The organism is Psychrobacter sp. AOP31-B2-9 (genome assembly GCF_052378005.1).
In the GTDB taxonomy this organism is placed as follows: Bacteria; Pseudomonadota; Gammaproteobacteria; order Pseudomonadales; family Moraxellaceae; genus Psychrobacter.
Genome location: NZ_JBQSXG010000223.1, coordinates 1 through 2,973, shown reverse-complemented (window position 1 = coordinate 2,973; position 2,973 = coordinate 1). Strand labels below are relative to the sequence as shown.

1 protein-coding gene and 1 pseudogene are annotated in these 2,973 nt (G+C 40.4%); both read left to right on the top strand.

What is annotated here, in order from left to right:
- Nucleotides 1–2,332: pseudogene (locus ACT3SX_RS14570) on the top strand (hypothetical protein); the annotation flags it as partial.
- A 12-nt stretch (nucleotides 2,333–2,344) separates the two neighbouring features.
- Complete coding sequence (locus tag ACT3SX_RS14565) at nucleotides 2,345–2,770, top strand: hypothetical protein (RefSeq protein ID WP_192520878.1); 426 nt, start codon at nucleotides 2,345–2,347, stop codon at nucleotides 2,768–2,770.
- Nucleotides 2,771–2,973 lie beyond the last annotated feature (203 nt).

The window sequence follows — 2,973 nt, the reverse complement described above, 5'->3', positions numbered from 1 at the left end:
AGATAAGATTCAAGGCATTATCGGCGGCGACATGACCATCGAATCGCTACAAGACACCGCTACCTATGACAGCGACCAAAAGAACATGGGCTTTAGCGCTGATATTGATATAGCAGGCGGTGGTGCAGGCTCCAGTCTCTCGGTCAATGGTGGTAAGACTAATGTCAATGCAGACTATCAAGCCGTTGGTGAGCAGTCAGGTATCTTTACCGGGGATGGTGGTCTTGACCTTACCACCGAAGGCACAACCAATCTGATTGGCGGAGCGATCACCACGACTGACAAAGCGCTACAAGACGGATTAAACAACTATGTCAGTAAAGGTGGTATTACGACTCAAGACATAGAAAACACCACGAGTTATAAAGGCGATGCGATCTCTGTAGGTTTAAGTGTGGGTAAAGATAAAAACCCTAGCATGAATGGGCTTGGCTACGGCACAGATGGTGATAGTGATAGTAGTATCACTCGTGCAGGTATTACTGGAATAGCAGGCAATAGTGGTATCACGACTGACAACCGTGCTGAGTATGCGGGTGCGCTTGAGAATGTGTTTGATGCCAACCGAGTGAATGAGGAGCTTGGGGCGCAGACGCAGATTACGCAGGATTTTGGTAAAGAAGCTCCTAAAGCAGTGGCTGAGTTCTCACAAAATCAAATTGATGCTATAAAAGCTAATCCTGATTTAAGTATTGATGAAAAACGTGCCGCTATTGTCAAATGGGATGAAGGTGGCGTTTATCGCATTGCTGCTCATACAGCACTTGGTGCATTGGGTACGGGCAGTGTTGAGGGTGCATTATCCACAGGTGGCGTAGCTGCCGCTGCTCCAACGCTTAATAACTTGCAAGATAAGATAGCAGAGTCACTGATTGCAAGCGGTATGAGTGAGAGTATCGCTAAAGGGACGGCAAGCGGTGTGGTGAGTCTTGCGCTACTAGTCGCAGGTAGTGCTTCTGGACTTGATACGTCAAGTACGGTGACGGCGACTAATGTGGATGCTAATAATAGACAGTTGCATCCTGATCAAATTAAACTTTTAAAACTACATGCAGAAGACTATGCAAAAGAAAAAGGAATTACAAAAGAGGAAGCCTTAAAGATATTGGCTAGAGCCGCTGTCTACAATCTAGATGAAGATTGGTACAACGCATACAATGATAATCTAAGCCTAAATGAGATTATGCAGTTTGATGATGCCAATAAGTTTTTACAGGAAAGAAATGGCGTTCAAGCTTATAATATTTCTTTGGTTGAAAGATATAATAGACTTAATAATGATCATGGAATTGTAGTTGATGGAGGCGTGTTATCTGGATCTTTCAGAAATGATGACCCAAAATCATATACAGATTCTAGACTGTACCTAGATGAAATGTTAACTGATGCTGATTCAGTACAATTTGTATTAGATAACTTAGCTCTACAAAATCCTTATACTTATGGTAGAACGCCTGAAACAGCTGCTGAAGTTCAAAATGCTAAAGCTGAAGGCTCAAATCAAGGTGCAGGTAACTTGATATTAGCACCATGGGAGTTGGCTAAAGAAGGCATTGATAAACTTCAAGATCCATATGGTACTGTGATTGATGGGTTTAATAGTATAGAAAGTGCTATTAAAGCTATACCAAGTGTTCCAGAAAAAGCCAAACAAGCCTACGAGGATTTTACCTATATAGGTCTTGAAGATAATCTAGCTATTATGCAAGGTAAAGGGCTTGACGTTGCTAGAAATGATGCACAAAGTTCTACTGAACTAGGTATTGGTGTTGGTTTATCTGGATTTGGTACGGCCAGCACACTAGCAGCTCAAGCGGCAAGACCTAAAATATTTTTCATGGACAGCTTTACAGAAAGCGGCACTACAGTTCGTCATGGTACTAATAGCACTGCAATAGGAGACGATGGCAATACTATAAGAAACTATGAGAATGCAGCGAATACTGGCAACGGACATAACGTTATCGTTCACGGTCAGCTTGAGTACGATGAATTTGGTGGTACTCCAGTAATATCTTCAACTTCAACAGTCAAAGTTAATGGTGGAAGAGATGTTGAGATGCAGAGTATACCAATTAGTATAGAGCAAGTATCTGCAGCGGTAAGAAGTAACCCTGATTATAAAATAGGTGATCCTGTATGTTTCGGTTCATGCTGGAGTGGTTCAAGCGGCACTGCACAGGAATTAGCCAACGAATTAGGTGCTCGTGTTTTAGCACCTACTCGTCCAGTAGCTTGGAATAAAGATACAAATTCGTGGGTTCAAGATGAAGATTACTACTTTGAACGAGATGATATTAAGCCAGAATGGAAAATTTTTGAACCAGAATAGTAGGAGAAGTATATGAAAAAAGTGGCCCCTTTTTTAGAAATGGTGTATAGCGTCAACTCTTCTAAAGCACAACCAGAAGGATTCCCAAGCGTCAAAACTAAAGTGAATCAATTATCTGATACTAACGCTAACATTATCTATGAATATTTAATAAACGGTATAAAAGTAATTGAGTTTTTATCAAGTGAAAAAGATATCTGTGACCATAAAGTTTCTGTACCAACTAAAGTTTTTACTGATGGTTCGTATGTATGGACTATGATGATTCCTCATTTGGTGAAAAACTACAAAGTATTATTACCAAAAGAGTTTATTAATCATATAAAGAAACAGAATAAGTATGGAAATCAATATGATAAAAATAGTATAGAGCAAATACTAGAAAGTTTAAAAGGCAATAGAGTTAATGATTATGTGAAGTTTAGTGATAATGAATAACCAATATGCTGAACTGCTTCGACTTTATCGAGGCTGACTTGCTTGATTGAGCCACCAACGCTATCAGTGATACAGACACTGGTCTGACCGCTGGTGGTGATGTCAATATCTTATCCGCTGAGAACACCTCAAGCGAAAGCTCATTTAGTCAAACCAAAAAATCAGGGCTGTTTGGCACAAGCGGCGGAATGGGTTTCACTATT